Source organism: Caproiciproducens sp. CPB-2 (assembly GCF_036287215.1).
Taxonomy (GTDB): domain Bacteria; phylum Bacillota; class Clostridia; order Oscillospirales; family Acutalibacteraceae; genus Caproiciproducens.
Map to the genome: position 1 here is coordinate 510,660 of NZ_CP142860.1, position 24,521 is coordinate 535,180.

General features: G+C 54.4%; 24 protein-coding genes. 19 read left to right on the top strand and 5 right to left on the bottom strand.

Translation table 11 applies throughout. The features are described from left to right. The first annotated feature begins 4 nt into the window (after positions 1–4). From cysD to VXK30_RS02480, 7 genes are all read left to right on the top strand, one after another. Positions 5–901, top strand: coding sequence for a sulfate adenylyltransferase subunit CysD (gene cysD / locus VXK30_RS02450; RefSeq protein ID WP_275717016.1), 897 nt, complete (start codon positions 5–7; stop codon positions 899–901). Continuing rightward, positions 901–2,514 carry a sulfate adenylyltransferase subunit 1 gene (locus tag VXK30_RS02455; RefSeq protein WP_275717014.1) on the top strand — a complete coding sequence of 538 codons (1,614 nt, stop codon included), beginning with the start codon at positions 901–903 and terminating at the stop codon, positions 2,512–2,514. Before cysD ends, VXK30_RS02455 begins: the two co-directional genes overlap by 1 nt. 66 nt (positions 2,515–2,580) lie before the next feature. Beyond that, positions 2,581–3,441, top strand: a complete 861-nt coding sequence (locus tag VXK30_RS02460; protein ID WP_275717012.1) for a 4Fe-4S binding protein — start codon at positions 2,581–2,583, stop codon at positions 3,439–3,441. Then, positions 3,434–3,679 carry a sulfurtransferase TusA family protein gene (locus VXK30_RS02465; RefSeq protein ID WP_275717010.1) on the top strand — a complete coding sequence of 82 codons (246 nt, stop codon included), beginning with the start codon at positions 3,434–3,436 and terminating at the stop codon, positions 3,677–3,679. Before VXK30_RS02460 ends, VXK30_RS02465 begins: the two co-directional genes overlap by 8 nt. A gap of 105 nt (positions 3,680–3,784) precedes the next feature. Next, positions 3,785–3,994 (top strand): sulfur carrier protein ThiS, encoded by a 210-nt coding sequence (thiS, locus tag VXK30_RS02470; protein WP_275717008.1) that lies wholly within the window; start codon positions 3,785–3,787, stop codon positions 3,992–3,994. Then, positions 3,994–4,797, top strand: coding sequence for a HesA/MoeB/ThiF family protein (locus tag VXK30_RS02475; protein ID WP_275717006.1), 804 nt, complete (start codon positions 3,994–3,996; stop codon positions 4,795–4,797). The genes thiS and VXK30_RS02475 overlap by 1 nt, the downstream gene beginning before the upstream one ends. Next, positions 4,794–5,207 (top strand): M67 family metallopeptidase, encoded by a 414-nt coding sequence (locus tag VXK30_RS02480; RefSeq protein ID WP_275717004.1) that lies wholly within the window; start codon positions 4,794–4,796, stop codon positions 5,205–5,207. The genes VXK30_RS02475 and VXK30_RS02480 overlap by 4 nt, the downstream gene beginning before the upstream one ends. Positions 5,208–5,285: 78 nt before the next feature. Here VXK30_RS02480 and VXK30_RS02485 read toward each other — a convergent pair whose 3' ends face one another. The 5 genes from VXK30_RS02485 to VXK30_RS02505 form a co-directional block, all read right to left on the bottom strand. Next, positions 5,286–5,624: an MGMT family protein gene (locus tag VXK30_RS02485; RefSeq protein ID WP_275717002.1), complete on the bottom strand. Its 339-nt coding sequence runs from the start codon at positions 5,622–5,624 to the stop codon at positions 5,286–5,288. A 75-nt stretch (positions 5,625–5,699) separates the two neighbouring features. Further along, positions 5,700–7,136, bottom strand: coding sequence for an RNA polymerase factor sigma-54 (gene rpoN / locus VXK30_RS02490; RefSeq protein WP_275717000.1), 1,437 nt, complete (start codon positions 7,134–7,136; stop codon positions 5,700–5,702). A gap of 34 nt (positions 7,137–7,170) precedes the next feature. Further along, positions 7,171–8,799 carry a phosphoenolpyruvate--protein phosphotransferase gene (ptsP, locus tag VXK30_RS02495; protein ID WP_275716998.1) on the bottom strand — a complete coding sequence of 543 codons (1,629 nt, stop codon included), beginning with the start codon at positions 8,797–8,799 and terminating at the stop codon, positions 7,171–7,173. A 20-nt stretch (positions 8,800–8,819) separates the two neighbouring features. Then, positions 8,820–9,086: an HPr family phosphocarrier protein gene (locus VXK30_RS02500; protein WP_141827115.1), complete on the bottom strand. Its 267-nt coding sequence runs from the start codon at positions 9,084–9,086 to the stop codon at positions 8,820–8,822. 72 nt (positions 9,087–9,158) lie between these two features. Then, a complete protein-coding gene (locus tag VXK30_RS02505; RefSeq protein WP_275716995.1) occupies positions 9,159–11,846 on the bottom strand; it encodes a sigma 54-interacting transcriptional regulator in 2,688 nt (895 codons plus the stop codon). Between the two features lie 263 nt (positions 11,847–12,109). Here VXK30_RS02505 and VXK30_RS02510 point away from each other — a divergent pair, with 263 nt between their 5' ends. The 12 genes from VXK30_RS02510 (at position 12,110) to VXK30_RS02565 (ending at position 24,521) form a co-directional block, all read left to right on the top strand. After that, a complete protein-coding gene (locus VXK30_RS02510; protein ID WP_275716993.1) occupies positions 12,110–12,427 on the top strand; it encodes a PTS lactose/cellobiose transporter subunit IIA in 318 nt (105 codons plus the stop codon). 31 nt (positions 12,428–12,458) lie between these two features. Beyond that, positions 12,459–12,989: a glycine/betaine/sarcosine/D-proline family reductase selenoprotein B gene (locus VXK30_RS02515; protein ID WP_275716991.1), complete on the top strand. Its 531-nt coding sequence runs from the start codon at positions 12,459–12,461 to the stop codon at positions 12,987–12,989. A gap of 71 nt (positions 12,990–13,060) precedes the next feature. Beyond that, positions 13,061–13,390: a PTS sugar transporter subunit IIB gene (locus VXK30_RS02520; RefSeq protein WP_275716989.1), complete on the top strand. Its 330-nt coding sequence runs from the start codon at positions 13,061–13,063 to the stop codon at positions 13,388–13,390. Continuing rightward, a complete protein-coding gene (celB, locus tag VXK30_RS02525; protein WP_275716987.1) occupies positions 13,387–14,721 on the top strand; it encodes a PTS cellobiose transporter subunit IIC in 1,335 nt (444 codons plus the stop codon). Before VXK30_RS02520 ends, celB begins: the two co-directional genes overlap by 4 nt. Before the next feature lie 40 nt (positions 14,722–14,761). Further along, entirely contained in the window at positions 14,762–15,841 is a 1,080-nt protein-coding gene (locus tag VXK30_RS02530; RefSeq protein ID WP_275716985.1) for a DUF871 domain-containing protein, read from the top strand. Positions 15,842–15,902: 61 nt separating this feature from the next. Beyond that, complete coding sequence (ilvA, locus tag VXK30_RS02535; RefSeq protein WP_275716983.1) at positions 15,903–17,099, top strand: threonine ammonia-lyase; 1,197 nt, start codon at positions 15,903–15,905, stop codon at positions 17,097–17,099. 242 nt (positions 17,100–17,341) lie between these two features. Beyond that, on the top strand, positions 17,342–17,947 hold the full coding sequence (locus tag VXK30_RS02540; protein WP_275716981.1) for a zinc dependent phospholipase C family protein: 606 nt from the start codon (positions 17,342–17,344) through the stop codon (positions 17,945–17,947). Between the two features lie 20 nt (positions 17,948–17,967). Further along, on the top strand, positions 17,968–19,128 hold the full coding sequence (locus VXK30_RS02545; protein ID WP_275716979.1) for a glycosyltransferase family 4 protein: 1,161 nt from the start codon (positions 17,968–17,970) through the stop codon (positions 19,126–19,128). A gap of 68 nt (positions 19,129–19,196) precedes the next feature. Continuing rightward, positions 19,197–20,588, top strand: a complete 1,392-nt coding sequence (locus VXK30_RS02550) for a UDP-glucose dehydrogenase family protein (RefSeq protein ID WP_275716977.1) — start codon at positions 19,197–19,199, stop codon at positions 20,586–20,588. 204 nt (positions 20,589–20,792) lie between these two features. After that, positions 20,793–21,431, top strand: a complete 639-nt coding sequence (locus VXK30_RS02555; RefSeq protein ID WP_275716975.1) for a TetR/AcrR family transcriptional regulator — start codon at positions 20,793–20,795, stop codon at positions 21,429–21,431. A 34-nt stretch (positions 21,432–21,465) separates the two neighbouring features. Then, entirely contained in the window at positions 21,466–22,170 is a 705-nt protein-coding gene (locus VXK30_RS02560; RefSeq protein WP_275716973.1) for an ABC transporter ATP-binding protein, read from the top strand. Beyond that, positions 22,164–24,521: an ABC transporter permease gene (locus VXK30_RS02565; RefSeq protein ID WP_275716971.1), complete on the top strand. Its 2,358-nt coding sequence runs from the start codon at positions 22,164–22,166 to the stop codon at positions 24,519–24,521. The genes VXK30_RS02560 and VXK30_RS02565 overlap by 7 nt, the downstream gene beginning before the upstream one ends.

A 24,521-nucleotide genomic window follows, 5' to 3' on the forward strand; every position in this document is an offset into this window, starting at 1 on the left:
CTCCATGCCACTGACGCACTTAGATAAACTGGAGGCCGAGGCCATCTATATTTTCCGGGAGGTAGCCGCGGAATGCGAGCGGCCGGTCATGCTCTATTCCATCGGCAAGGACTCGTCGGTCATGCTCCATCTGGCCCTGAAAGCCTTCTACCCCGAAAAACCGCCCTTTCCCTTTCTGCACATCGACACCAGCTGGAAATTTCACGAAATGATTGAATTCCGTGACAGACGGGCAAAGGAACTGGGGATCAACATGCTGGTCTACCGCAATGAGGCCGCGATCGCTCAGGGAATCAACCCGTTCGACCACGGCGCGGCCTATACCGACATTATGAAAACACAGGCGCTCAAAGACGCGCTGACCAAGTATCAGTTTACGGCGGCTTTTGGCGGCGGGCGGCGCGACGAGGAGAAGTCGCGCGCCAAGGAACGGATTTTTTCTTTCCACAACGAACATCATGCCTGGGACCCCAAAAACCAGCGGCCCGAAATGTGGAAGCTTTACAATACCCGGATCAACAAAGGCGAGAGCATGCGGGTATTCCCCATTTCCAACTGGACGGAAAAAGATATCTGGCAATACATCCGCCGCGAAAATATTGAGATTGTGCCGCTGTATTTTGCCGCCGAGCGCCCGGTGGTGTACCGGGACGGCAATATCATCATGGTGGACGACGACCGGATGCGCCTGTTTCCGGGCGAAAAGCCGCAGATGAAAAAAGTGCGCTTCCGCACTTTGGGCTGTTACCCCCTCACCGGCGGGGTGGAATCCGAGGCCGACACGCTGGACGCGGTGATTGCCGAAACGCTCGCCGCCGTGACCTCCGAGCGTACCAGCCGGGTCATTGACAACGAAGAGGCGGGAAGCATGGAACGGCGCAAACGGGAGGGGTATTTCTAATGAGCAACGCGGAAAACGGACTTTTGAAATTTATTACCTGCGGCAGTGTGGACGACGGAAAATCCACTCTGATCGGGCATATTCTCTACGATTCCAAGCTGTTGTATACCGACCAGGAGCAGGCGCTGATCCTGGACAGCCAGGTGGGCAGCCGGGGAGGGAAAATCGACTACTCCCTCCTGCTGGACGGCCTGATGGCCGAGCGCGAGCAGGGAATCACCATTGACGTGGCCTACCGCTACTTTACCACGGACCGGCGCAGCTTCATTGTGGCGGACACCCCCGGCCATGAGGAATACACCCGGAATATGGCGGTGGGGGCGTCCTTTGCCGACCTGGCGGTAATTTTGGTGGACGCCTCTCAGGGCGTGCTGGTACAGACCCGCCGTCACGCCCGGATCTGCGCCCTGATGGGCATCCGGTATTTTGTGTTCGCAGTGAACAAAATGGATTTGATCGGATATGATGCAAAACGTTTTACTGAAATTTCCGGGGAGATCGGAAAGCTCGAGGCGGAGCTGGGGCTGGAAAACGCGGTTATCATCCCCGTTTCGGCCACTGAGGGCGACAATGTTACCCAACCTTCCGATACAATGGCGTGGTATCGGGGCGAGACCCTTTTGGAGCATCTGGAAACGGTGGACATTTCGGGCGGCGCGCCGGAAGCCGGGTTCTATATGCCGGTGCAGCGGGTCTGCCGCCCGGACCACAGCTTCCGCGGTTTTCAGGGGCAGATTGAAGCCGGAAAAGTCGCGGTCGGCGATCTGCTGACCGCCCTGCCCAGCGGCGAAACCGCGCTGGTCAAGTCGATTCATATCGCGGATAAACAGGCGGAGGAAGCGGTTCTGGGCCAGCCCGTCACCATTCAGATGGACCGAGAGGTGGATGTTTCGCGCGGCTGTGTGCTGGCCAGGAACGCCGAACTGAAAACGGCGAAATCCTTCTCGGCCACCCTGCTTTGGATGGATGACCAAAAGCTGGTTCCCGGAAAGGATTACTGGATCAAGCTGGGGACAAAGCTGCTCCCCGCCATTGTGACCGGAATCCGCCATAAGGTGGACGTAAACAGCGGCGCGCTGCTTTCCGCCAGCTCGGTTACCAAAAATGAAATCGTCCGGTGCGAGATTGTGCTTTCCGAACCGGCGGTGCTGGATGAATTCCGTCTGCACAAAACGCTGGGCGAGCTGATTTTAATCGACCGGATCACCCACGCCACAGCCGCCTGCGGCGTCATCGAGGCTGCGGGGGACGGAAAGCGGGACGGCGTTTTCCTGCGCGACGGTTCCGACAAGCTGAAAATCAACCTTTTCGACCGTTTTTACTATCATGCGGACGTCCATACCGTTCTGCGGCACAGCCCTTCTCCGGTCACCTATGCAAAGGGGGACGCGCTGCCCCTGCAGAGCGGAGCCTTCGCATATCCTCCCGATTTCGACCTGGCGTCCGACTTTGGCTTTGCCAACATCCGGGGCGGCGTTTTTGCCGGGTTTGGTCCGCGTGAACGCCGATACCCCCTGCTGGACGCAAACGGCATTGAATTGGAAACCAACCCGCCGCGGGACTTTGGAAAGTACCGCAGGGTGATGGTTTGGGAGAAAGATTATGAGATTTGACACAAATCCGCCGTACGGCGGATTTGGTGGAGCGATTCCCAAAATACAAGAAAGCGGTGATTTTGAATGGCGACGGATTACAAAGCATTAAAAAACGGCGGATTCATGAGGCAGGTGCAGAAAAACAATTTTTCCCTCCGGCTGAAGGTGGTGGGCGGCAACCTCACTGCCGACCAGCTTTTGACTGTCGCTGAGATCAGCAAAAAATACGGCGACGGATACGTGCACCTTACCTCCCGGCAGGGAGTGGAGATTCCCTTCATCAAGCTGGACGATGTGGAGCCGGTCAAGGCGGAACTGAAAGCGGGGGGCGTCGACACCGGCGTGTGCGGGCCCCGCGTACGCACGGTCACAGCCTGTCAGGGCAGCAAAATCTGCTCCTCCGGCTGCATCGACACCTACTCGCTGGCGGTGGAAATTTCCGACCGTTATTTTGGCCGGGCGCTGCCCCATAAGTTCAAATTCGGGATCACCGGCTGCATGAACAACTGCCTCAAGGCCGAGGAAAACGATCTGGGCATCAAGGGCGGCTACGCGGTCGAGTGGATTCCGGATGCCTGCACCCTCTGCGGCGTGTGCTCGAAAGCCTGCCGGGAAGGGGCCATCACCCAAACCGACAGCGAGATTTTGCTGGACGAAAGCAAATGCAACCATTGCGGCCGGTGCGTGAAATCCTGTCCCTTTGACGCGTGGAAGGGCGAACCGGGATATCTTCTTTCTTTCGGCGGCACCTTCGGAAACCTGATTGCCAAGGGAGAGCAGTTTTTACCCATTATCCATGACAAGGAGACGCTGTTCCGGGTGGCCGACGCGGCCTTGGCGTTTTTCGATCAACACGCAAAGCCCAGCGAACGTTTCCGGGTGGCCGTCGACCGGGCCGGCTGGGACGTATTCCAAGCGGAAATGGAGGCGGCGTACCGTGGGTGAATACCTCATTGATGAAACGGTGGATATCACGGATGTGGTTTGCCCGGTGACCTTTGTCAAGGCAAAGGTCGCGCTGGAGGAACTGGACGAGGGACAGATCCTCTCTATTCGAATGAATGACGGCGAACCGGTGCAGAACGTGCCCCGCAGCGTCAAAGAGGAGGGGCATCAGATTCTGAAGCTCACCGACAACGGCGACGGCACCTATAACCTCATTGTCCGGAAGACGGCCGGTTAAGCGCCGGTCAGACAATCAGCAGAACCCGGATACGCCAGCTCCATAAAAGTTTGCAGGCAAAAAAGCAATACGTGAAACGATCAATTGAATTTTGGAGGAGTCAAAATGAAACTTACCGTTGCCGGAGCCCCGAAAGAATACGCCGAGGGCTTGACTGTAGCCCAGCTGATCGAACGGGAGCAGGTGGAAACACCGGAGTATGTTACCGTGTCGGTCAACGATGAATTTATTAAGAAGGACACTTTTTCCGAAACCGTTTTAAAGGACGGCGATATCGTGGAGTTCCTGTACTTTATGGGAGGAGGGCAATCCTGATGGCTTTTACCAACGAACAGCTGGAACGCTACTCCCGCCATATTATCCTGTCCGAAGTGGGCGTGAAGGGGCAGAAGAAGCTGCTGAACGCCAAGGTGCTGATCATCGGGGCGGGGGGCCTGGGCGCGCCCGCCGCTCTCTACCTGGCCGCCGCCGGAGTGGGGACCATCGGCGTCGCCGACGCCGACGAGGTGGACTTGTCCAACCTTCAGCGGCAGGTCATTCATACCACCCCGGACTTGGGCAAGGCAAAGGTGCAGTCTGCCAGAGAGACCATGGAGGCCATCAATCCGGACATTACGGTCAACACTTACCGTACCTTTGTGTCGGCGGACAACATCATGAAGCTGATCGCGGATTATGATTTCATCATCGACGGCACCGACAATTTCCCCGCGAAATTCCTTATCAACGACGCCTGTGTGCTGGCCGGAAAGCCTTTTTCCCACGCGGGGATCATCCGCTTCCGGGGCCAGCTTATGACCTATGTGCCGGGGCAGGGCCCGTGCTACCGCTGCGTTTTCAAAGAGCCGCCCCCGCCGGACGCGGTGCCCACCTGCAGGCAGGCCGGGGTCATCGGGGCCATGGGGGGCGTGATCGGCTCCCTGCAGGCTATGGAAGCGGTCAAATACATCATCGGCAAAGGGGAGCTCCTGACCGGGTACCTGCTGACTTATGACGCCCTCAAAATGGAGTTTCGCAAAATCAAGCTGCCGCCGGCGAAGGACTGCGCCGTCTGCGGGGAGCATCCCACCATTTTGAAGCCGTTTGATTACGAACAGGCGGTGTGTGATTTAAAATGATTGTCAGGCTCAAACAAGCGGATTACGACGCCATTGTCGCCCACGCGAAAGCGGGATTGCCCAATGAATCCTGCGGGCTGATTGCGGGAACGGCGGAGGGCGGCCTTAAAACCGTGGAAAAGGTGTACCTTTTATCAAACCCCGACCAAAGCCCGGAGCATTTTTCCATTGACCCCGGGGAGCAGCTTGCGGCCGTCCGGGATATGCGCGCGCTGGGCCTTTCGCCGCTTGGAAACTTTCACTCCCATCCCTCCACTCCCGCGCGGCCGTCCGGGGAAGATATCCGGCTGGCCTATGATTCAAAGGCCAGCTACCTGATTCTTTCATTGGCAAAGGAAGCGCCGGTCCTGAAAGCGTTCGGGATCGCGGACGGCATGGTTACGCCGCAGACGCTGGAGGTCATCCCCTGAGGGCTGCCGCAGAGCAGGGGCCGATAAAACAGAAGAGTAATAAGAAAGAAGCCGGGCATTGACGCCCGGCTTCTTTCTCTATAGGTCCTTTGGTATATTCTTCCGCATGTCCGCCACGTCCCGTCTCCAGATGCTTCGTTTTAAATCCACATTGCCGTTGTCTTTAAAATATACGCCTTCGTTTGACAGAAGCGTCCGCTGTTCGTTCCAGCCGGGAACCAGCCGCCCCGTGCTGTTTACCACCCTGTGGCAGGGCAGCTCCAGGTATCCGGGCGCGCTGTGCAGGGCGTGGCCGACCAGTCTTGCGTATTGCGGCATCCCCAGCATCAAAGCAATCTGTCCGTATGTTGTGACCCTGCCATACGGGATGGCGGCGACCACACGGTAAACCAGACTATAAAATTCTTCCCTTTTCATGCAGCCTCCACCATCCCCGTCTCCATCGTGCCCGGCAGCACAGGGCCAAGGCTGTTTCAGAAAACGCCATGGCCTTCATTGGTACATCTTACGTTTTTCCGCTGCGGGGATTTCCATCTCATACCGATATTTTGCCACGGTACGCCGGGAAATGTCAATGCCCTTTTCCTGAAGGCTCCGGGTAATCTTCTGATCCGAGAGCGGCGCGGACTTGTTTTCGTGTTCAATCAGGCTGCGGATGGTCTCTTTGATTTGCAGAGAAGAAAAACAATCTTCTTTTCCCCGTGACCGTATTTTTGAAGTAAAAAGGGATTTGATGCTGACTGTTCCCGAGGAACACACAACGTACTTTCCGGAAATTGCGCGGCTGACGGTCGACTGGTGCAGATGAAGCCGGTCCGCGACCTCTGCGATGGACATCGGCTTCAGGCAGGATACGCCGTGCTCGAAATAATCCTTCTGAAGCTCGACGATTTTCTCCAGTACGCGCAGCACGGTGCTTTTCCGGCTGGACAGTTGCTTTATGAGGAACGACGCCTGTTTTGTTTTGTCTTTGAGATACAGGAGGGTTTCGCGGTCATTTTCTTCGAGAAGTAATTTTTGATAAAATTCGCTGATACGCAGATGGGGAAAAGCCTTCTCATTGTTCCGAATGAAAAAGCCTCCCTGCCCGTCTTTACAAATGGCCGCCTCGGGGATGACGTAGCCGCCGCTGCGGTCCGTCTGAAAACCCCGGGAGGGGATCGGGTTCAGGCCGCGGATAAAATCGCACATTTTTTCCGCGGCCTGAAGGGAAATACCAAGCCGGTTCGCAATAACCTGTATTTTATTTTCGCTCAGAAGCCCGAGATATTTTTCAATGATTTCTTTGACCATCGCCGCGTCGCATTCCGTACACCGTCCCAGTTGAAGCAGCAGGCATTCCGTTATATTTGCGGCGCCGACCCCCGGCGGCTGCATCGTCTGAATGATTTTTACAGCTTCCTTTATTTTTTCGACGGGCAGCCCAAAGTGCCGGGAAAGCTCTTCCACGCTGCTGCCGAGATACCCTTTTTCAGTAAGGTCCTGAATGATGTAGCTGCAAATACGCCCGATAGTCCGATCGACTTTCCTTTCTCCAAGCTGGCGCAGAAGACAGTCTGTAAAGGTATCTTCCGCTGAAAGCGTAGCGTACGGATTAAAATTCTCTTGGTCGCCGTAAAAGGGTTGACGGGCGCCGGGGGCGCAGCTGTCCAGAGAAAACATTTTGACAATTTCCAGGGCAGTTTCCGTATCCTGATAGGATTCGCCGTCGTCACCCAGCGCACAGTCGGAAAACATGGGGTCTTCCTGCGAGTCATCGCCGTCATACTCCAGCACCGGATTTTCCATGACGGCTTCTTCCACCCGCTGCTGCAATTCCACAAGGGGCATCTGCAGCAGAGCAAGGGATTCTCTCATTTCCGCCGTCAATTTCAGCTTCTGGCTTTGGCTCTGCCTCTGCGTCTGATTTTTTACGTATAAAAGCTCCACAAAATCACCTTCCGGCCAAAGAGACGGTTCCCCCTTATGTACCGATGCATCGAAGCAGCGTGCTTCTGGTTTCGGCGATCATTCCCGGACTTACGGAAAATTCATCCAGCCCGTATTCCAGCAGCAGGGGGACCGCCCGCTCGTTGGATGCCAGCTCGCCGCACAGGCAGCAGGGAATCCCGGATTGATGCGCGGCGGAAATCGTCATCCGGATCAGGCGCAAAACAGCCGGATGCAGCGGATTGTATAAATCGGAAATACTTTCGTTCATCCTGTCCGCCGCCAGCGTATACTGCGTAAGATCATTGGTCCCGATGCTGAAAAAGTCGACCTGTTTTGCAAATTCCTCCGCAGTCAGCGCGGCGGACGGAATCTCTATCATCATTCCGGTCGGAATGGAAGGACAAAAACGGACGCCCTCCTGCTCCAGCTGTAATTTGCAGGTGTTCAGGGCGCCTTTCGCGCGGCCCAGCTCTTCCATGCAGCTGATCATAGGGAACATGATTTGAATATTGCCGAATGCGGACGCCCTTAAAATTGCCCTGAGCTGTGTCTGAAACAGCCCCGGATTTCGAAGGCAGAGCCGGATTGCCCTCAGTCCGAGAAAAGGATTGCTTTCCTTGTCCATCGGAAGATACGGGAGGCTTTTGTCCCCTCCGATATCAAGCGTGCGGATCGTAAGGGGCCTGCCGTCCAGCAGCTCGGCCGCTTGCCTGTAAATCCGGAACTGCTCTTCCTCGGTGGGCATGGATGTCCTGTTCATGTATAAAAATTCCGTCCGGAAAAGCCCGACGCCTTCCGCGCCGTTTTTCAGCGCGGCCTCAATATCCTTGATTCCCCCGATATTTGCGGCGACCAGAATCTGCCTTCCGTCTCCGGAACGGATTTTTGCTCCAACCGTGCGTTTCCCGTCCTCTTTTTTCTGGCTGAACCGCTTTTCAAGCGCACGGTACTTTTTGATTAATGCGGTATCAGGGCGGACCAGGACTTCTCCCGACACGCCGTCCACAATGACCGTATCGCCGCCGCGGACGTCCGCGAGGATATCCCTGCAGCCGACTACCGCCGGAATATCCAGCGCTTTTGCGAGAATGGCTGTGTGGGAGGTTTCCCCGCCCGTTTCGGTCACCAGTGCCGATACTTTCTCCCTGTCGATCTGCGCGGTGTCCGAGGGCTTCAGATCGTGCGCGAAAAGAACGGTTCCGGCGGGCAGACCCGCAAAATTGATTTCTCCGCTTTGCCCGGTGAGATTGCGCAGAATTCTGGAACCTACGTCTTTAATATCCGCGGCGCGCTCTTTCATATAGCCGTCCTCAAATGCGGAAAAGGTGTCGTACAGAGTCCGGGTCACGTCGGAGAGGGCTTGTTCGGCGGTTACGGATTCCTGTTTTATTCTATGGAAAGCTTCCCCGGTCAACGCGGGGTCGTCTATAAAATTCAGATGGCTTTCGATAATTTCCGCGTTTTTGGCGTCCAGCTTTTCGCGGGCCTTTTTTACAATCTCCTCAATCTGTTTTTTGGACAGTTCCATTGCTTTTGTCAGCCTGTCTGCTTCCGCGGCGGGGTTCTCCGCGGTTTTCTGAAAGCGCAAAGCTGCGTCCGTGTCGATGACATAGGCTTTTCCCACCGCGTAGCCTTTGGAAACTCCAATGCCTTTTTTCATAATGGCCTCCTAATAAGGGATTAGTCTTCTCCGAATTTTGATTGAATCAGTTGAGTCAGCTCCGCGACCGCTTTTTTTTCATCTTTTCCGTCCGCCTGGATCGTAACGATATCATTCATCTTTGCCTGCAGGGCGAGCAGGCTGATCATGGATTTCGCGACTGCCGAGCGGGACCCGTTTTTGATGATGATCTCGGAATCATATCTTCCGGCGGCCGTAACCAGCATGGAGGCCGGACGGGCATGCAATCCGACCTTGTTGGATATCTGTACTGTCTGTGACGTCATAATGGCATCCTCCTTAAAATGTGTTTCACTGATTATTAAGCAATTTTCGTGCCAACAGTGCGGCCGCTTTTCCTATGCCGGTGAAACACAGTTTTCCGCCGCGAAAAAGGAAGCGATATAACAGATTTCGTCGTCGGGAATCAGGACTTTGAATTTTTGCTCCAGCCTGCCGCACGAGGCTTTTATGATCTCAAAAATTTCCCTGTTGTTTTTGATATAAGCATCCCTGTCGGGAAATTCCTCGATGGTGATATTCCCGATCAGACGGTCGATCAGGCACCCGACATGGCACAGCACCCCGATCAGCGAGTCCGTCAGCAGCCGGCGCTGTGTCCGGGACTCTATTTCCTGAATCACTTCCCGGATATCATTGAAAATGTTTTTGCTGTTGAGATTTTTCAGCATATTGGAAAGTGTGCGGCCGATTTCCTCAAACGTGTTTTCCGTATCGATGAGCGACTGGATTTCCGGTACGGCCTTTCTGTCGAAGACATCCGCCAGGTCGAAATGCGGCACCGCGAGGTCAATTGAAAAGCTGCTGACAACACAGAGGATTTTCCCGATACGGCTGATGGAGTCCAGCCGGGAGGAAATGCTTTCTTCTTCCACAAGCTTCAGGGCCACCGTTTCACAAAGGGAATTGTGGTAGTCCAGCTGGCTGTCCAGGATGTTTTTGATGACCTGCGCGCTGCCCTCCCCGGTCGTACAGACGGTAAGGATAAACAGTTTCGGCAATTGCCCCTTATTGGGAGCCAGCGGGTCGGTCTCGCTGAGCAGATCGTTGACGGACAGCGTTTCATGATACACATAGTCCAGCGGATATCCCAAAGCGGCTTTGCGGCCGGCCTCAATCACGTGCAGTGTGCTGACCAGAGGGATGGTTTTTACATGGATGCCGAGCTCGTTTTCCAGCGCCGTGGAAAAATCGGTCAGGGAGCCCATATCCACCAGCAAAAGAAGGTCCGACTTCCGGGGCCTTCCAAGCAGGTATTCTTTCAGGCCGGTATAGACCTTCTGCGGGTTTTCGTCAAGGGAGGCGTCTATTCCCGCCACACAGTCCATCCCAAGCAGCCGGTTCGCCGCGCCCGCCATGGAAGTCGCGGTTGACACGCCGTGCGCGATCACGATCACCTGTATCCGTTCATTCCTTTCCCCGGCCATCGGATGGTCCAGACAGAGAAATACAGCCAGAAAACCGGCTTCATCGATCGGCATGGTGATGTCAAATTCCCGATCGACCAGCTTCAGGCTTTCCAGTGCGACGGTAAATTCCGCATCATGCTCCTTGCGAATCACGTTCAGCTGCGGATTCACAATTCTGCGTCCTCTTTTTACGCGGTTTACGGAGTTGTAAATATGTACTGCCATTCCGTAACGGATATTGTTTCCAAAACTGCGCTCCAGCTTTTCTTCCGCATGAGCCAGAATCCTGTCGACGGTCTGTACAATTTCCGCGCCCACCAGATTGGTGATGCTTGAAAAATCCTGCGGATGACTGGAAAGCTCCGTGTACTTCTCAAAGTAAAGATGAATTTCCTTGTCGATCTGACGGCTGATTTCCTCTTCGTCCGCGCCGATTCCCTTTAGCTCCTGCATCCGGGTATCGATCATTTCATAGATGTTTTCCGCGTCTTCATTATTCCGGAACAAAAGCTCTTTGGAACCGCTGTCAAACACGCAGTAGCGTTTGTTGATTCCAATAAAGCGGTTCCAGATCTGGCGGTGCGTGGTTTCAAGGTACAGCCCTTCCTTGATATAGGAGGGCAGGTCAAAGCTGACAATGCGAAGGTCCTCCTTTTTGCCGGATACAAGGTCGGAATAGGCTTTGGCGCAAATGATCTGAATGTCGTTTCTTAGCTGGCCTACATTATTGGGGCAATGGTAGCTCAGGAGCGACCGCATGGAATTGACGGAAACGGAAATCGGCTTGTTCAGCCTCATGGATTCCTTTCGGAAAAAGCCGCTGATCAGATTCAGCCGCTCTTCCATGCTTCTTTCACTTAAACTCGGGATCTTGATGATCATGGGGATTCTGCGTACAAAGGTCTTCAGCAGGGTGGAATCCGGGTCCTCTGTAGTGGCGCAGAGGAGCAGAACCTTCGCCCTCCTTTCCAGGTCCGCCTCTCCCAGACGGCGGTAGACACCGCGGTCGATGAAGGTGAACAGCATTTCCTGTCCCTGCGGGGGCAGACGGTGAACTTCATCCAAAAACAGAAACCCGCCGTCGGCTTTTTCAAGCAGGCCGGGCCTGTCCGTATCCGCGCCCGTATACGCTCCTTTTTTCGTTCCCATCAGCTGGCTGACCAGAAGCTGAGGATTGTTTGCATAGTCCGCACAGTTGAAGACAATAAAAGGGGCGTCCCTGCCGACACACTCTTTTTCGCGTGCGTATTGATAAATCAGTTCCGCAAACATGGATTTTCCCACGCCGGTTTCTCCGAAAATCAGAAGATGCATTCCATTCGGCGGATACAGCACGGCGGCCTTTGCCTGCTCCACACAATGGTAAAGGCTCCTGTTCTCGCGGACAAAGGCGTCAAGTGCGGATTCGGCGCTTTGAGGGGGAAGAACGCCGGCGGGCCTGTAATAAACGGGCTTCGAGCCGGATTTTTCCGCTTTTTCCTCTTCACAGAGCCTGTTCAGGTCGCTGCTCACGTTGGCGCGGGACAGCCCCAGGCTTTCCGCCAGGTCCCCGGCAGTCACGCCCCGTTCGCCGGACAGTTCGGTCAATTTTTTTCTTACGATCTCAATCCGCTTCAAACTTACCACCCTATCTTTCTCATTCATAAAAGTATAGTGCTTATGCACAATAAAGTCAAATGTGATGTTTGCTATATCGTACAATGTGTTTTATAATCAGATATAATCTGTTTTATTTAATACACATGTCCGCGGTTTCCTTCCGTGTGAAAACGACGATGCTGTTTCTCCGTCGTTTTTATGGGTATTTGTGTTTTGGCACAATTTATGCTTATTTAAAATAGTAAGGAAGAGAAAAATACAGATGTAAAGGTGATTTTGAAATGGACTTAGAATCAATTTCCATGCAGCTGCTGGTAAACAGCGGCGATGCCAAAAGTCTGGCGATGGAAGCAATCGCAAGCGCAAAAGGGGGCGAGATCGCAAAAGCGCGGGAGTCAATTGAAAAGGCGGGCCATTGCCTTACGGAAGCGCACCGTTTTCAAACGGAGATCATACAGAAAGAGGCGGCGGGAGAAATTGAAAAAGTGACGGTGCTCCTGGCCCATGCGCAGGATCATTTGATGAGCGCCATTACCGTGATCGACATGGCGAAAGAATTTATCGATTTATATCAGCTTGTTTACTCAAAGCAGGGCTGACCGATTGGGCGGAGAAAGGAGAGCGGCTGAAATGATCAGGGTGGTTCAGTTTTTAAACCAGATACAGGCGGGCCTTGGCGGAGAGGAAAGGATGGACATCGAACCCCGGGCGGAACAGGGCGCGGTGGGCATGGGAATGCTTTTGCGGACCATGCTCATGAGAAAAGGCGCGGATATCGTCGGAACGGTCATCTGCGGCGACCATTATTTTTTGGAAAACAGGGAAGAGGCCGCCGTAAAATTGACGGAGCTGATCCGCACATTCCGGGCGGACGTGGTGATCTGCGGGCCCGCCCTGAATCATAAGCGGTTCGGGGAATGCTGCGGATATCTTGCGGAGGTTCTGGAAAACCGGGAAAAAATCCCCGCTTTCGCCGCCATGGCAAAAGAGAGCTCGGGAACGGAGCTTTTCAGAAACCGGGTTTATATTATTGAGACGCCGAAGGTAGGCGGCACCGGCCTGAATGCTTCCCTGAGAAGAATTGCCGATTTTGCGGTGAAAAAGAGCAAAGGCGAGCCGATCGGTTCCCCTGAGGAGGAGGGATATTTTAAAAGAGACTGATAAGTCTGTCAGGCTGCTGTCCTTACGGCGGTTTGATACTTAAATATAATAACAGAGGAGGAGGGATCCGAATGAAGCGCATTCTTTTATTTTGTTCCGCCGGAATGTCTACCAGCCTGCTGGTCACAAAGATGCAGAAAGCGGCACAGGAAAAAGGGGAAGATGTGGTGATAGACGCTTTCCCCGAAGCGGAAATGGCAAAGCATCTGGACGGCGCGGACGTCGTTCTGCTGGGCCCGCAAATCCGGTTTGCGCTGGCCAGGGCTAAAAAATTATGCAGCGAAAAAGGGATACCGGTCGACGTGGTCAACAGCATGGACTACGGAATGATGGACGGCGAAAAGGTGCTGCAAAAAGCCCTTAAAATGTGTGAGAATTCAAACGGAGGTGTATTGAAATGAGTAAAAAAGAAAATGTTCTGGAAGAAAAGATCATGCCGGTAGCGGATAAGATTGCCAACAACCGCTACCTGATCGCGATTCGTGACGGATTTATGCTGGCAATGCCCCTGCTGATCATCGGGGCGATGTCCCTGCTGATCGAGGAATTTCCGATCACGGGATACGGGGATTTTATGGCCGGAATTTTCGGCAAGCAGTGGGGGGACTTTTTCCTGGTTCCCTATCATGCGTCCATGGCGATTATGACGATCTTTGTGATCGTCGGTATTTCCAACAGCCTGGCAAAGCACTATCAGCAGGACGGCCTCAGCTGCGCGGTTATCTCGCTTGTCTCTTTCTTTGTGCTGACTCCGTTCGTAGTTAGCTTTACGCCCGAGGGGTCACAGACCGCCTATGAGGTCGGCAGCGTGATTCCGATGGAGTGGATTGGCTCGAAGGGTCTGTTCGTGGGCATGCTTTCGGCGATACTCGCCACGGAGCTTATGCGGTACATAACGGGCAAGGGATGGGTCATTAAAATGCCGGAAGGGGTTCCCCCGACTGTTTCAAGAGCCTTTTCAGCGCTGATTCCCGGCGCGATTACCATTTATGCCTTTGGAATCATCCGGCTGATTTTCGCATATACATCCTTCGGCACCATCCATAACTTTATCTATACGATTTTACAGCTTCCGCTGGTTTCCCTGGGCGACAGCCTCGGCGCCGTATTAATTGCAAACTTTTTTATCGGGCTGTTCTGGATGTTCGGCATCGCCGGCGCGGACGTCGTGCAATCGATCATGACCCCGATCTGGCTGGCCCTGTCGGCGGATAACCTCGCGGCGTTTGGAAAAGGGGAGGCTTTGCCCCACATTATTACCCAGCAGTTCAATTCCATTTATCTGTGGCTGGGCGGCGGCGGGGCCACCCTGGGACTGTGCCTTGCCCTTTTGCTGGTCTGCAAATCCCAGCAATGCAAAAAAATCGGCAGGCTTGCGATTCTTCCGGGACTTTTCAACATCAACGAACCGATCATATTCGGGCTTCCCGTGGTCCTCAACCCCATTATGGTGATTCCTTTTATCTGCACTCCGCTGATATTGGCGGTATTGACCTACTTTACCATGGCGGTCGGGCTGGTTCCGTATCCCAACGGCGTGGTCATTCCATGGACTACCCCGCCGATCATCGGGGGATTCCTTATTTCCGGAATCAGGGGGGCAATCCTTCAGATTGTTGAAGTAGCGGTCTCATTCCTCATTTATCTGCCGTTTATCAAAGCGCAGGACAAGGAATACTGTGAGCAGGAAAAATTATATGAGAGCAAGGGCGACGATTCGGCTGCCGGATAAGGGAACGGTGCCGCAAGCCCTGCTGTAAAGGAGAATCATCATGAGAACGATCGGATTTTCGGTCTATCCGGCCCACGCAAGGCTGGAAGAAAATTTAGCTTATATTGACAAGGCGAACCGGTATGGATTTAAAAGGGTATTCACCTGCCTGCTCTCCGTAGAAGGGGATAAGGAAAAAATCATTGACGAGTTCAAAAAAACAATTGCCCGCGCAAATCAGTACGGAATGAAGGTCATTGCGGACATCAACCCCTCCGTTTTTCAGTACCTTGAAGTGGATTATAACGATCTGCGGATTTTTAAAGACATGGGGCTTTATGGAATCCGCCTGGACAACGGATTTACGGGTTATGAGGAATCGGTGATGTCCTATAATGATTTTGGATTGAAAATTGAACTGAATATGAGCGCGGGGACGAAATATATCGACAATATCTTCAGCTATCAACCGAACGCCGATAATCTTTTAGGCTGCCATAATTTCTATCCTCACAGGTATTCCGGGCTTGGATACCGGCATTTTATGAACTGCAACGAGCAGTTTAAGAGCTTCCGTATCCGCACTGCGGCGTTTGTTTCCTCACAGAGCGCAAGCTTTGGCCCGTGGCCTGTAAACGAGGGCCTGTGCACGCTGGAGGAACACAGAAGCTTTCCCATCCAGGCGCAGGCAAAGCATCTGTTTTCCACCGATTTGATCGACGACGTCATCATAGCCAATGCCTTTGCGTCCGACGAAGAGCTGGAAGCCGTTGGCCGGGTCGACCCCTATCAGCTGACTTTGAAAATTCGGCCTGCGGACGGGATCTCCGACCTTGAAAGGGATATCATTTTTAACAAGCCTCATTTTAACAGGGGCGACATATCGGAATATATGATCCGGTCAAGCAAAAGCAGGGCAAAGGACGGAAGCGGGTTCAAGCCCCATAACACAAGGGACATCCGGCGGGGCGACATCACCATCGATAATATGCTCTATAAAAACTATACCGGGGAATTGCAGATTGCCCTCAGAGATATGAAAAACTCCGGAAGTACCAATGTCGTCGGGCGGATAGACGAGGAAGAGCTGTTTTTAATCGACTGCATAAAGCCCTGGCAGAAATTTGCCTTTACCGAATAAATTTTATAGCGCTCCGCCGCACATGCCGGCCCGGAAATGAGCAAACGAAAAGAGAAAATGTATGTTCACAATGGATAAAATTTATCACGCCGAGACTGTTCTGAAGGACGTCGCCCACAGAACGGAATTAATATACGCGCCGCACATCAATCCGGAAAGCGAAGTTTACCTGAAGCCGGAAAACCTGCAGAGAACGGGCTCCTTTAAAGTCCGCGGCGCGTATTATAAAATTTCACGGCTGTCCTCAGCAGAGCAGGCAAAAGGCGTCATTGCCTGCTCCGCGGGGAATCACGCGCAGGGCGTGGCCTTTGCCGCGGCAAAAAGAGGAATTCCGTCCCTGATCTGCATTCCGGAGGGGGCGCCGATTTCAAAGATCGAAGCGACCAAAAGCTACGGCGCGCAGGTGTGCCTTGTAAAAGGCGTGTACGACGACGCCTTTCAGAAAGCGTGCGAACTGCAAAAAGAGAGCGGGGCAGTCCTGATCCATCCGTTTAACGACCCGGATGTCATCGCGGGACAGGGAACCATCGGGCTGGAAATATTAAATGAGCTGCCCGATACCGACGCGGTGATTGTTCCGGTGGGCGGCGGCGGACTGATCTCCGGGATCGCTTTTGCCGTTAAAACATTAAAACCGGACTGCAAGGTATACGGGGTGCAGGCCAGCGGCGCGCCCGGAATGCTGAAATCCGTTGAGAACAGGAAGGTGGAGCCGCTCGCCGGCGTCTCCACCTTCGCGGACGGGATTGCTGTCAAATGTCCGGGAGACCTGACTTATGAGTTCTGCCGCAAATATGTGGACAAAATTGTGACGGTAACGGATGACGAAACGGCAATGGCCATTCTTGCGCTGATTGAGCGGTATAAACTGATTGCCGAAGGAGCCGGCGCGGTTTCCATTGCGGCGGCTATGTTCAACAAGATTGATATCAAAGGGAAAAAGGCGGTTTGCCTGCTTTCGGGAGGAAATATCGATGTTACCATCCTTTCCAAAGTCATCAACCGCGGGCTTCAGAAAGCGGGACGCTTGGGCGAGCTGGTCCTGAAAACGGCGGACAGACCCGGACAGATCAAGGAGGTGACCGCCATTATTGCCGACCTGGGCGCAAACGTGGTCAGCATCCATCACGACCGGAGCCGGGAGGATATCAGCGTGGACGCCTGTACTTTGAGCATCAGAATGGAGACAAAGGACAGCGGCCATTTGTCGGAAATCCGGCAGGCGATCACTAAAGCGGGTTATCTGCTCATCCATTAGGGATTCCCTCACGCGGATCACTGGTCAAAAAGGCGGGCACCATTTTCGGGTGCCCGCCTTTTTGCGCTGTGTTTTTACCAGCCGTTTCCATCGCCGTTCAGGCGGCGGCTCGCAAGGGCTTGGAAATTGGGAAAAAGTTCCGGTCCGCAAGATGTCAGGTCTCTATTTCACAGGAATTTTACCTTTTTCTAACGCTACCGATACCTTAGCGCTAATATACTGTAATCGAGAGGGTGAATGGTATGAACACGTCTTCGCACATTCTGATGGGCAAATTTCTGTCCCAATATGTAGAAACACATTACAGGATTCATCTGGAACGGAAGAGCTTTATTCTGGGCAATGTTCTGCCGGATTACTGTCCGTCCTTCCTGATTCGGCCGCATTACCTGAAAAACAATGCCGTGCACGTGCGGCATATCCTCCGGCTTCTTCTGTCGCGCCACTCTTCTGTATGTAATGACAAACGCTCTTCCCGCCTTTTGGGAATCCTCTGTCATTTCTATGCGGATTTTTTTTGTTACGCGCACAGCGACTGCTTCCCGGGGGGCCTGTCGGAGCATATTGCCTATGAAAACAGGCTTCACCGCTATTTTACGGAAAATCTGGAACAGCTTTCCTTCCTCCGCTTTACGGCGCAGGCGGTGCCTGCGGAGAGTGCGGACGGCATCTACCGGCAGTTTGAGACGCTGCATTCCGGGTACCTTGTGTCGCATCTGTCCTTTGGGAACGATCTGCTGTACGCCATGATGGCCTGCATCGATCTGATCGTCCTTACTTACGGATGTGCGGCGGCGGAAGAAGGGCAGGCCGATCCCTGCCATTTTGACAATCTGAAAGCGGTATAGCCGGGAAAGGGGCGGAAAAGTTGCGGATTGCATTTTTTACGGATACTTTTTACCCGCAGGTCAACGGGGTTTCCAACACATTGTCCTATTTGAGCCGGTATCTGAAGGCCAGAAATATCGAGCACGTCTTTTTTGCTCCCGATTACGGCTTCGATTCCGACGAGTGCGCGGGTCTGCCTGTGACGAGGTTCAAAGGCTTTTGCCCGATCATCTATCCGGAGTGCCGGATCGCGTTTGCGCCGCTGGAAAAGATAACCGGCCTTCTTGCGGAATTCGCCCCGGATGTGGTACATATCGTAACCGAGCTGAGTATGGGTCTGGTCGGGCTGCGCGCGGCAGAGGCGCTGGGGATTCCGGTCGTGATGTCTTACCATACCAATTTTGACAAATATCTTCATTTTTACCACCTGACCTATTTCAGTCAGGCTCTGTGGCATTATATGAAATGGTTCCACAGCTTTGCGCTGGTGAATCTGTGCCCCTCCCGCGATACGCTGGAATCCATGAAGCGGCGGGGGTTTCAAAATCTGGGCATCTGGTCGCGCGGAATCGACCTGGACCGTTTCGGTCCCTCCCATTTTTCGCCGGAGCTGAGAGAGCGGCTTGGGGCCCGGGACAAAACCGTATTTTTGTACGTCGGCCGGGTTTCGGTGGAAAAGGGCCTCGACGTCCTGATGCAAAGCATCCGCGCCGTCAATGAAACCCACGGTGACCGGGTGCAGTTCTGGATTACCGGAGACGGTCCCTTTTTAAGGGAGATCGCATCCTTAAAACTGCCGAACGTCGTTTTTACCGGCGAGAAGCGGGGTGCGGAGCTGGCGCAGGTCTATGCCAGCGCGGACGCGTTTGTGTTTCCATCCGGAACCGAAACCTTCGGAAACGTATTGCTGGAAGCCATGGCCAGCGGGCTTGCGCCCATCTGCACGGACTCCGGAGGGGTGACGGACTATACGGTTCACGATGAAAATGCGCTCGTATGCCGGTATGGGGATTCCGACAGCCTTTCGCGGGCCATCCTCGACCTGCTGGACCCCCAGCTGCGCAGCCGGATCCGCCAGAAGGCCCTTCAGACGGCAAAAAGCAGAAGCTGGGATTCCATATTCGATTCCCTGATGCTGCACTACGGATCGGCGACGCTTTCTCTTCCCGCCCGACGGCAGGCCGATATCCATAAATCCTGATCGATATATGGAAAAAGATTGATTTTATACGCCCTGTACGCCGAGCCGTACAGGGAGAAGGAGACAGCATGAAAATAGCGGTGATAGGAACGGGCTATGTGGGGCTGGTCACGGCCGTTTGCCTGGCGCATTGGGGGCATGAGGTGACCTGCGTCGAGACGGATACGGAAAAGCTTTCCATCCTGAGGGCGGGACGTTCCCCTATTTTTGAAAAAGGGGTGGAGGAATTGATGCAAAGCTGTGCCGAAAAGCTGGCTTACACGGACGACTGCGGCGAAGCGTGCCGCGGCGCGCAGGCCGCCTTTATCTGTGTCGGAACGCCCGAACGCGAGGACGGATTTGCAAATTTGAAGCAGGTTTTTGCGGTCGCCAAACAGATCGCCGCCTCCGCGCGCGGGGACTGCGTCTGCGTTGTCAAATCCACCGTGCCGATCGGTACCAACCGCAAATTGGAGCGGCTGTTTTTTTCGGAGGCCGGAAAGGGCGTTACGATCGAAGTCGCCTCCAACCCGGAATTTTTATCGCAGGGCACCGCCGTCCGCGATTTTCTGTTTGGTCCACGGGTCGTCATCGGCGTGGAAAGCGCGCATTGCGGGGAAATCCTCAGGAGCATTTACGCCGGTTATCAGGGACAGGTCATCGTAACCGACCGGCAGACGGCCGAAATGATCAAGTATGCGTCCAATGACTTTCTGGCCCTGAAAATCTCCTATATCAACGAAATCGCCAATCTGTGTGAAATCGTGGGGGCGGATGTGGAAACGGTCGCGCGCGGGATGGGGGCGGACAGCCGCATCGGAAAGAATTTTCTGCGCGCGGGCATCGGCTACGGAGGGTCCTGTTTCCCAAAGGATACCAAGGCGCTCCACTGGCTGGCCAAATACTACGATTATGAGATCAAGACGATCAAGGCCGCAATCGAAGTGAACGAGAACCAGAAGATCCGGCTGATCAAAAAGGCCCGCCGGTATTATCAGAACCTGGAAGGATTGTCAGTCGCCGTTTTGGGGCTCACCTTCAAGCCGGATACGGACGACCTGAGAGACGCGCCGTCCCTGCAGAATATTGCCGTTTTGCTGCAGGAGGGGGCGGACGTCCGCGTGTGGGACCCTTCTGGGTATGAACGCATCAAAAGGCTGTATCCTCATCAGATCACCTGCTGCGGCACGATCGGGGAAGCGATTCAGGATGCTCATCTCTGCCTGATCCTGACGGAGTGGGAGCAGATCCGGAACTTTGACCCCGCCGGATATGCACAGCACATGAAAAGGCCGGTTGTGATCGACGGGCGCAACTGCTACAGCCCGGCTGCCGTTCAGGGTGCGGGCATCGTCTATGACTCTGTCGGCAGGCCCCGCGTTCTGCCGGAAAACTGGGCGGATCAAACGGGCCGCGTGCTTTATCTGCCGGTCGATCCCCGAAAAACAGCGCCGGATTTCCATACATTCCATGAGGCCTGACAGATTCTGCTTCTGCTTACAGTACGATAAACGGACCTTATACGGACCCGCCTCTTCCAGGGCGGATTTTCCGTAACCGGTTCGTTTTTTTATTTTCCCTCTTGAAAAGAGAATGGGAAAGTCATATAATGATGGGGAAAAGTGACTTGTCAGTCATGTGACTGAACAGTCACCACGGCTAAGAAATAAAAAGGGAGGGGTTTGATGCCGAAACAGACTTTCTTCAATCTTCCTGCGGAGAAACGCAAGTGGATTCTGAACGTCGCCGTAAAGGAGTTTGCGGAGCAGGGCTATAAAGGCGCCAATATCTCCAGAATGGTGCAGGAGGCCGGGATTGCGAAAGGCAGCTTCTACCAGTATTTCGAGGATAAGGACGATCTTTATCTTTATATCGTCACCATCATCGCCGGGAAGAAGCTTGCGATCTATGAGAGGGAAAAAGGGCGGCTGGAGGATTTATCCCTCACCGGATTTCTGAGGGTGGTTTCCCATCAGATGTTTCGGGACTTTATGGAGAACCCCGAGCTGCTGCGCATCGGGGCGGATTTCGTACAACTTGAGGGAGAACCGGTGTATCAGAAAATCATGAAACTCTATCCCGACATGACCAGTTCGTTTTTTGTTCCCTTTATTGAACATGAGATCGGGCAGGGCGAGATTTCGGGGAAGGTAAATCCGCGCCTGCTCAATTTTATTCTGGTCAGCCTGGGACTGTATCTCTCTTATGACTTGAAAACGACGAACGCCGAAACGATCCAGGAGGAACTTGTCGATCAGATTCTTGACGATATGGAATATATCCTGAAGAACGGCATTTATACCGGTAAGGGGAAATCAATGTGAGCAGACGCTTTGATTTGGAGGGGGAATCCTGAGCTTGGACACAATTTTACAGGTCAAGGGCCTGACAAAGGAATACCATATGGGCGAAGTGACGGTACATGCGCTGCAGGGTGTGGATTTCACCGTGGGCGAAGGGGAGTTTGTCGTCATTCTCGGGCCTTCCGGTTCCGGGAAAAGTACGATTTTAAACATTGTGGGTGGAATCGACGTCCCCACGGCGGGGCAGGTGCTTTACCGCGGGCAGGACATCAGCGGCTATAACCAGAAAAAGCTTACGAATTACCGCCGGAACGCCGTTGGGTTCGTATTCCAGTTCTATAATCTCATGCAGAATCTTACCGCGCTGGAAAATATCACCCTGGCTTCGGAAATGGCGGCGCATCCGATCGACCCGCGCAAGCTGCTCGCCCAGATCGATATGGCGGAGCGCGGCGGGCATTTTCCGTCGCAGCTTTCCGGCGGGCAGCAGCAGCGCGTGGCGATTGCCCGCGCGATCGCCAAAAATCCCGATATTTTGCTTTGCGATGAGCCGACCGGCGCGCTGGACGTATCCACCGGAATTCAGGTGCTTCACCTGCTGAAGGATTTCAACGAAAGCTACCGCAAGACGGTGGTCATCATTACGCACAACGCCGGAATCGCCGAAGTCGCCGACCGGGTCCTGACTGTAAAGGACGGCCGGATCGCCGGCGACCGGAGCAATTCCAACCCGATTGCGCCCGAGGAGGTGGCATGGTGACACTTTGGAAGCAGGCCGTCCGGGGCGTGTGGCGCGGCCGAAAATCCTATCTTGCCTGTATCGTGCTTCTGGCGATGGGGATTATGGTTTATGTTTCCTATCAGCTGCTTTATGTCAATCTTTCCTCCGCACAGAAACAGTTTTATGCGTCGCAGCGGTTTGCGGACGGGTTCGCCTCGGTGGATGCCATCCCTGCCGGTGCCGTAAAGAACCTGTCCGATATCAAAGGGATTTCCCGCATGGACTCCTCCATTACGCTGGACGCCAGGGTGGTGGGGCTGAGCGACACCAAAATCGTCACGCTCAGGCTGAATTCCTTTGACCCCGAAGCTCCCGAACGGCTGAACAATTTTGTTTTGGAAAAGGGAACGGTTCCGGAAAGCGGGGGCCTTCTGATCGGGCAGACCTTTGCCGCCGCAAACAAGCTCGCGGTCGGGGATACCGTCCGCCTGATCGTGAACGGTCAGGAAATCGAGCGTCAGATTACGGGCATCGCCCAAAGCCCGGAATACGTTTACGTCATCCCGGACACGGGCCAGCTCCTTCCCGACGACAGTGCGTTTGGGTTCGCCTTTGTCCCGGCAGCCGATCTGGAAACGCTGGGCAGCGGCAGGGGGATCGCCAACCGCCTGTCCTTCCTTCTGGAGAAGGGGGCGACCTTCCGGCAGGTGGAGGCTCCGCTGCGCGAAGCGCTGGAGCCGTACGGCCTGCGATCTCTGGCCGCGAGGAAGGACCAGCCCAGCCACGCGATGCTGCAGCAGGAAATCGACCAGCTTGGAAATATGAGCACCAGCATCCCGACGGTTTTCATCGTGATGGCCGTCCTGATCCTGTACATCATGCTCAAGCGCATGATCGAGCAGGAGCGGATGCAGATCGGGACCCTGAAAGCCTTTGGGTTTTCCAACTGGACTATCGTCCTGCACTACCTGTCCTACGGCGTGGTTACCGGGGCCGTCGGCGGCGCTGCAGGCGTGCTGCTGGGGCTTGTGATGACCGGGGGAATGACGGAGCTGTATCTGGATTATTTCAGTTTGCCCGCCATTCAGGTCCCGCCAGACCCGTTTTACATCCTGATGGGACTGCTGATCGCCGTCCTGTCAGGGCTTTTCGGCGCGTTTATGGGGGTCAGGGGCGTGCTCAGGCTGGAGCCCGGGGAAGCCATGCGGCCGCCGTCGCCCCCGGTGGTGAAAAGCGATCTTTTCGCGCGGCTCCCGCTGATCCGGAAGCTTCTTACCTCCTACGGGTTCATGGCATCGCGCAATATCACCCGCAATAAATTCCGCAGCACGTTCGTGCTGATCGGCATGGCCTTTGCGTTTGCCATCACCGCGTTTATGGCCTCTTACGGCGACATGTTCAAAACAATGATGCTGGACCAGTTCACGAAGGTGGAGGTCTACGACCTGAAAATCACCCTCAAAACTCCCGCCGGCGCGGCCGATGCCATGGAGACGGCGGACGCCCTGAAAGGGGTCGACAGCGCCGAAGCGATTCTGGAGCTTCCGGCTGAGCTCCACCGGGAGCATCTGCAGGAAGCCGTTTCGCTGACAGCGCTTCCCGATGACGCCGGGCTTTACCGGATTTATGACATCGACAGCAAACAGAATCACAGCCCGCCGAAGGAGGGAATTCTGCTCAGCAGCACGCTGGCCAAAAAGCTTCAGGCGAAGCGGGGGGACATTCTTACCGTGCGCACGCCTTATACCGGCGACAGGGACATTCCGCTTCCGGTAATGGGCGTGGTCCACACGAACTCCGGTTCCTCCGCGTTCGTCAGCCTGAAAGGCATCTGGAACGCGCTGGACATTCCGCCGACGGTCAACAGCATCCTGCTGTCCGCAAAGGACCCGCAGGCGATCAAGGCGGAGCTGACGGACGCGAAAAACGTGGCCGCCATGACCGATCAAGAGGAGGCCAAGGCAAGCTATATGGATATGTTCCGTACTTATTCCTCACTGATGGAAATGATGCAGGGGATCGGGATGATCATCGCTTTCGCCATTATTACCAACACGGCTTCGATCTCCCTTTCCGAGCGGAAGAGGGAATACGCCACCATGCGGGTCCTCGGGATGCATCCGAAGGAAATAGGGAAAGTGGTCAGCTTTGAATACTGGGTGCTGTCGCTTGGCGCGCTGCCCCTGGGCATCCTGCTTACGCGCATGATCAAGCAGGCCATGGCGGCTACGATTGACAGCGATCTGTTTACCATGCCCCTCAACACCCCGCTGGGAAGCTATCTTTCGGCGGCGGTCCTCTGCGCGGCGACGGTGGCGCTGTCCAACCGTCTCGCAAGAAGGAGAATATCCAAATTCGACATGGTCGAAATTCTCAAGGAAAGGGAGTGA

Bases quoted from the DNA above. Each gene is read 5' to 3' on its own strand.
- VXK30_RS02555 (WP_275716975.1), top strand. From the start codon at position 20,793: ATGCCGAAACAGACTTTCTTCAATCTTCCTGCGGAGAAACGCAAGTGG.
- ptsP (WP_275716998.1), bottom strand. From the start codon at position 8,799: ATGAAAAAAGGCATTGGAGTTTCCAAAGGCTACGCGGTGGGAAAAGCC.
- VXK30_RS02530 (WP_275716985.1), top strand. From the start codon at position 14,762: ATGAGAACGATCGGATTTTCGGTCTATCCGGCCCACGCAAGGCTGGAA.
- VXK30_RS02460 (WP_275717012.1), top strand. From the start codon at position 2,581: ATGGCGACGGATTACAAAGCATTAAAAAACGGCGGATTCATGAGGCAG.
- thiS (WP_275717008.1), top strand. From the start codon at position 3,785: ATGAAACTTACCGTTGCCGGAGCCCCGAAAGAATACGCCGAGGGCTTG.
- ilvA (WP_275716983.1), top strand. From the start codon at position 15,903: ATGTTCACAATGGATAAAATTTATCACGCCGAGACTGTTCTGAAGGAC.
- VXK30_RS02500 (WP_141827115.1), bottom strand. From the start codon at position 9,086: ATGACGTCACAGACAGTACAGATATCCAACAAGGTCGGATTGCATGCC.
- VXK30_RS02540 (WP_275716981.1), top strand. From the start codon at position 17,342: ATGAACACGTCTTCGCACATTCTGATGGGCAAATTTCTGTCCCAATAT.
- celB (WP_275716987.1), top strand. From the start codon at position 13,387: ATGAGTAAAAAAGAAAATGTTCTGGAAGAAAAGATCATGCCGGTAGCG.
- VXK30_RS02485 (WP_275717002.1), bottom strand. From the start codon at position 5,624: ATGAAAAGGGAAGAATTTTATAGTCTGGTTTACCGTGTGGTCGCCGCC.
- VXK30_RS02550 (WP_275716977.1), top strand. From the start codon at position 19,197: ATGAAAATAGCGGTGATAGGAACGGGCTATGTGGGGCTGGTCACGGCC.
- VXK30_RS02480 (WP_275717004.1), top strand. From the start codon at position 4,794: ATGATTGTCAGGCTCAAACAAGCGGATTACGACGCCATTGTCGCCCAC.
- VXK30_RS02455 (WP_275717014.1), top strand. From the start codon at position 901: ATGAGCAACGCGGAAAACGGACTTTTGAAATTTATTACCTGCGGCAGT.
- VXK30_RS02475 (WP_275717006.1), top strand. From the start codon at position 3,994: ATGGCTTTTACCAACGAACAGCTGGAACGCTACTCCCGCCATATTATC.
- VXK30_RS02515 (WP_275716991.1), top strand. From the start codon at position 12,459: ATGATCAGGGTGGTTCAGTTTTTAAACCAGATACAGGCGGGCCTTGGC.
- VXK30_RS02520 (WP_275716989.1), top strand. From the start codon at position 13,061: ATGAAGCGCATTCTTTTATTTTGTTCCGCCGGAATGTCTACCAGCCTG.
- cysD (WP_275717016.1), top strand. From the start codon at position 5: ATGCCACTGACGCACTTAGATAAACTGGAGGCCGAGGCCATCTATATT.
- VXK30_RS02510 (WP_275716993.1), top strand. From the start codon at position 12,110: ATGGACTTAGAATCAATTTCCATGCAGCTGCTGGTAAACAGCGGCGAT.
- VXK30_RS02565 (WP_275716971.1), top strand. From the start codon at position 22,164: ATGGTGACACTTTGGAAGCAGGCCGTCCGGGGCGTGTGGCGCGGCCGA.